This is a genomic window from Kaarinaea lacus, from assembly GCF_975902315.1.
Genome location: NZ_CDLKIE010000287.1, coordinates 1 through 4,475, shown reverse-complemented (window position 1 = coordinate 4,475; position 4,475 = coordinate 1). Strand labels below are relative to the sequence as shown.

Here is a 4,475-nt window from a genome sequence, read left to right as displayed (position 1 = left end):
TAGTATACGATTCTGTATGATAGTTAAAAATATATGACGTGCTAAAACCTATTTCAATAAAAACCGATTTTGATCACTTATTAAAACAATCAGTATTAGAAATAAATTACAGTAAAGTATTAAGAATTCATTCAAATACTTAATACGATAAAAGGTCAATAATTGTACTTAATTTATTTGCGAATGTTATCTATTATCCCTAAACATATTGAGGCATACGGTTATTACATGAAGTGCACTTGTTTTTCACTGAATTTGATATAAAAAAATATACAGTCATACAATATGAGATATATTAAACCGAGTATAAATGGAATGATTCCGGAGATGTGGATATATATTAGAAGAATATTCTTATTGATAGTTAAGTTCTCTTTACTCCTAATTCTAACTGTTTCATATACTGAGGCAAAAGAAACTCAGGAATTAGATATGGCTAGCGAAGAAATAGAGCAACAGATGCATAACCCTGAAGTAGAGGCCTATGAAGCTTTTGGAGCGCACCTGTTCCCTTACGAGCCTATTTACTTTTTATATGGTAATGAACCGGTTGACCTTGTTAAGTTCCAGGTGAGTCTCGCGGTTCGTTTGATTCCTACGACCAGAAATCAGGAACGCTTTGATGGCTTTTATTTTGCCTATACGCAACGTTCTTTCTGGGATCTGGATAGCAATTCGCAGCCTTTTTTTGATTCCAGTTATATGCCGGAATTTGCTTACCGTTATGAAGGCTTTAATAATTCGCCACCCTGGGGTATGGAGTATCAAAGCTATCAGGCAGGATTCAAGCACGAGAGTAATGGCCAGGACGGCAGCGATTCCCGATTCATGGACATCTGGTATTTCCAGGCGTCCTGGCTATGGAACATTGTTTCAGACTGGCATTTGACGATCAGGCCAAGGGTTTGGACGTATGCCGGAAAAGATTTCTATAACCAGGATATTGATCAATATCGGGGTAATTTTTGCCTCGATGCGAACATAGGATCGCGGAATGGAATCTATTTTGCGACACGTACGCATGTCGGTTCTGATTTCGACAAGGGGAGTTTTGAGCTCAACGTAACTTATCCCCTGGATGAACTGATCCACGTTCCATTGTATTTGCACTTGCAGTATTTCAATGGCTATGCGGAAACATTAAGAGCCTACAATGAGCATACTGACCATTTTTACATTGGCTTTTCAGCATTCCGGTAGTAATTGATCAGGGAATTAAATTAACTATAAGGCAAAGGTCAATATTCAGGGCACCATTGCGTTGCAGGTTGAGTAATTTTATCTACTTCTGTCATTACGAGCGACCGGTAGGGAGCACGGCAATCTGAGAAATATTTTTAATAATCGCGTATGCGATAAAAGGGTGCTGCGAAAAGAGATTGCTTCGTCACTTCGTTCGACCGCTAGTTCCAGAAGTGGTCTACCACGTACATCCACGTACGCGTCCTCGCAATGATAGAGTGGTTTCTAGAACCTACCGCCAAAACCAAACAAAAAATGCGCCGATTGATTTTTTACCCTGACGCTACCGTCGGCAATGGGTACGTCGGTATCTGCATAAACCAGTTTTGCTTCGAGAGTGAAAAAGGTGTTCTTTGTCACAAAGAAACGTTTTTGTATGGCGCCTTGCAGTGCGATACCTCCCCAGTGATAACCGTCTTCCCAAAATGAAGGTATCGCGCCACCACCGCGTTCAAAATTGGTTTCACCGCGTACGGTAATATCAGGATGCGTAATAACGGTGCCAATACCGACACGATAGATGATGTCCTTTATATTCCAGGCGCGGTTTATCGTAAGCAGGTTAAAGCCATCAGTAATCTCGAATTGTTGAATATCAGGTGGCGTAGCATCGACATACAACTTGTCATGCATCAGTTCAATTTCCCAGGCTGCGTTTCCAGTCCAGCGTCCATAGCGCAGGGCGTAGTAAATGGGATCCGTGAAAGGCTTGGTATCAAATTCCGCATCGAAAGTGATATCAGGGTAACCGTTCTGTTTTACAGTTAGTGTCTGGTCTGCATTGAAGACGTATCCCGTAGAAAATTCCAGGTAATTCTTCTTCGTTTGATCAGCCAATAGCAGCGCCGGTATCAATAACCATGTTCCCACAATAATCGTTGCCAAATGTTTCATTGAATTTAGCCTCAATAGATTTAATCATTACATATCATATGGGTAATGCCGGAGAAGGACTTGTCGTTACTCGTCAGGCTGTTATCTGTGGCCGACAAACTAACTGTATTAATACGAAAAAATTCGACGCTTAACAGACACTAATTATGTGGTTTGCGCACTATTACGGGGCGTTGGGACGATTCTGTTAAACGTTAATGCTATGTGCGACAATTCTAGAACACACGCGAAATATTGAGATATTTCCCCATGAATAAGCTAATTGCAGTATTTGCCATTATTGCCAGTACGCTCCTGATTTATGCCTGCAGTACAACACCACACCAGGTTGAAAAAGAAACGCCGGTGTCAAACTGGAATGGGAAGCCGTATAAAAACTTGCTGATTATAGGTGTATACGAAGATCGTCCATTCCGCATCAGCAGCGAAATCAGTTTTGCAGATGATCTAAAAAGCAAAGGCGTTAAGGCATCTCCGAGCTATGAATTGATTCCTCAGCTCAGTGCGCTGGACAATGCCACAGCAATTTCAGATGCGACTTATGCTAAAGGTTTCGACGCACTGTTGACCATTGCAACAACCGAACTAAATGAAGAGTACACCTATGAGGATGCTTTGGAGGCACGGGGGATGGTGCGTTTGCTGGGTGGCAGGCCGGGGCCGGGTACCGAAGCCGGTATACTGATCTCGTATCTTAGTTCGGGCACGTATGCACTTCACATAGGGCTTTGGGATGCGAAAACGCAAAAGCCTGTCTGGCAAGTCACTACACATTCTGTTTTTCAGGACTCAACATCGGACGAGATAAAAAGCCTGGCTGATTTGGTGGTTCAGAAACTTCGCAGCAAAGGTCTGATATAAAAACGAATGAACGATTACTGCACGAAGGTAATCATTTTCGAATTAACAAAATAACAATTCGTAACCTGCATAGTACAAATACATAGTAAAAAAATCTGAAAACTTAACGTGGTACAGGAGACAGTGAAGATGTCAATACTAAGCAACAGAAAAGTACTATGCACAATTATAATGATCACTAACAGCTTCTGGGCACAGGCTGAAGAAGCCATCGATGCATCAGACCCTACAAAAATCTATTCCTACGCCGGACCAGGCTACAAATACACTAAATATTCTAATGGTGATCACTTACAGGAACTTCGTGTCGTGGGTAATCTTGGCTTAAGTGACAGTGATATGGTTTTGTTTGAGATCGGTTATGGTAAATACAGCGGAACCGTACTGCCCGGTGAAGACGACACTGGATTCACTAACCTGCGTGCGCGCTGGTTTCACTTATTTAAAATGGATTCTTCAATTACAAGTGGCTATCGCGGTTGGGCAACACAGGTCGATCTTCAGGGAGAAGGAAGCGTCAAAGGAACCAAGGGAACTAACACTTTAGCAATAGGTGCGCTACCAGCCTATGGCATTAATGCTGAGTGGGCGTTTTATCTGCCCATTAACTACGTATCCACCTGGGGGCATAACTTTGACAAGCATCAGGGAAACGGAATCAGTGTGGCACCGATGGCTGCCTATGCGCCAGCAAAAGGACCGTGGCCAGGATTCTTTCTGCAAATCTGGCCAAGTTACACAAGCTATTTTTCCGGTAACCTGGATGGTGAAGGCGGGGCTAACCTGGATTTAACCCTGGGGTGGTCTCCCGCGGCGAAAGTGGTTGCCACAGCAACACTGCAACAAAACTTTGACAAAGATTTAAATCTTTATAATCCCAGTACAGGATCCAGCGGCGCTAATGACTGGAACATCTTCGCATCGGCGTCATGGTATTTTTAATCCGCATTGCAGGAATGGTTTGATTACTTGAATTAACAGTGAACGTCTATAGTGCTCGGGTGGGCACGATTAACTACATACTCGTGAGGATAGGGCAAATGAGATCAGTAAAAGTTTATGGCCTGGTGTTAATAGTATCGCTCTTAATTGTGGCCTGTTCCAAACAGGATGACGCAGCCAAACAGGCAACCGAGTCAACCACGGCGAGTGCAGAGTCAGCGGATTCGCAAGTGGCGATCGCCAAGACGGCGTCCAATCCGAAAGGTGGACTGGCGTTCGATACAGGCATCTCCAACCGGACTAACCCCCGTTCAGACTGGGCGTTGATCAACGGCAAGATTTACACGGTCAATCCAAAGCAACCCTGGGCCACGGCGATCGTGGTCGAGGACAACAAGATCACCTATGTCGGCGATGCGCAAGGCCTTAAGAACCAAATCGGCATCGCGACCCAGGTCGTAGACCTGAAGGGCAAGATGGTGGTTCCCGGCTTTGTTGAAGGTCATTTTCACGTGATTGCCGGGGGTATTGTCGCC

General features: G+C 43.9%; 5 protein-coding genes. 4 read left to right on the top strand and 1 reads right to left on the bottom strand.

What is annotated here, in order from left to right:
* The first annotated feature begins 432 nt into the window (after positions 1 to 432).
* Positions 433 to 1,200, top strand: coding sequence for a phospholipase A (locus ACWVCM_RS09085; protein WP_455201421.1), 768 nt, complete (start codon positions 433 to 435; stop codon positions 1,198 to 1,200).
* Positions 1,201 to 1,467: 267 nt separating this feature from the next.
* Here the strand turns inward: ACWVCM_RS09085 and ACWVCM_RS09080 are convergent, their stop codons facing one another.
* The gene (locus ACWVCM_RS09080; RefSeq protein ID WP_455201420.1) at positions 1,468 to 2,136 is read right to left on the bottom strand and encodes a hypothetical protein; all 669 of its coding nucleotides are present in this window, start codon (positions 2,134 to 2,136) and stop codon (positions 1,468 to 1,470) included.
* Positions 2,137 to 2,385: 249 nt separating this feature from the next.
* Here ACWVCM_RS09080 and ACWVCM_RS09075 point away from each other — a divergent pair, with 249 nt between their 5' ends.
* From ACWVCM_RS09075 to ACWVCM_RS09065, 3 genes are all read left to right on the top strand, one after another.
* On the top strand, positions 2,386 to 2,997 hold the full coding sequence (locus ACWVCM_RS09075) for a hypothetical protein (protein WP_455201419.1): 612 nt from the start codon (positions 2,386 to 2,388) through the stop codon (positions 2,995 to 2,997).
* A 129-nt stretch (positions 2,998 to 3,126) separates the two neighbouring features.
* Positions 3,127 to 3,939, top strand: a complete 813-nt coding sequence (locus ACWVCM_RS09070) for a hypothetical protein (protein WP_455201418.1) — start codon at positions 3,127 to 3,129, stop codon at positions 3,937 to 3,939.
* A 98-nt stretch (positions 3,940 to 4,037) separates the two neighbouring features.
* Positions 4,038 to 4,475: amidohydrolase family protein (locus ACWVCM_RS09065; protein ID WP_455201417.1), on the top strand; the 438-nt coding region annotated here is incomplete at its 3' end.

Bases quoted from the DNA above. Each gene is read 5' to 3' on its own strand.
- ACWVCM_RS09075 (WP_455201419.1), top strand. From the start codon at position 2,386: ATGAATAAGCTAATTGCAGTATTTGCCATTATTGCCAGTACGCTCCTG.
- ACWVCM_RS09080 (WP_455201420.1), bottom strand. From the start codon at position 2,136: ATGAAACATTTGGCAACGATTATTGTGGGAACATGGTTATTGATACCG.
- ACWVCM_RS09070 (WP_455201418.1), top strand. From the start codon at position 3,127: ATGTCAATACTAAGCAACAGAAAAGTACTATGCACAATTATAATGATC.
- ACWVCM_RS09085 (WP_455201421.1), top strand. From the start codon at position 433: ATGGCTAGCGAAGAAATAGAGCAACAGATGCATAACCCTGAAGTAGAG.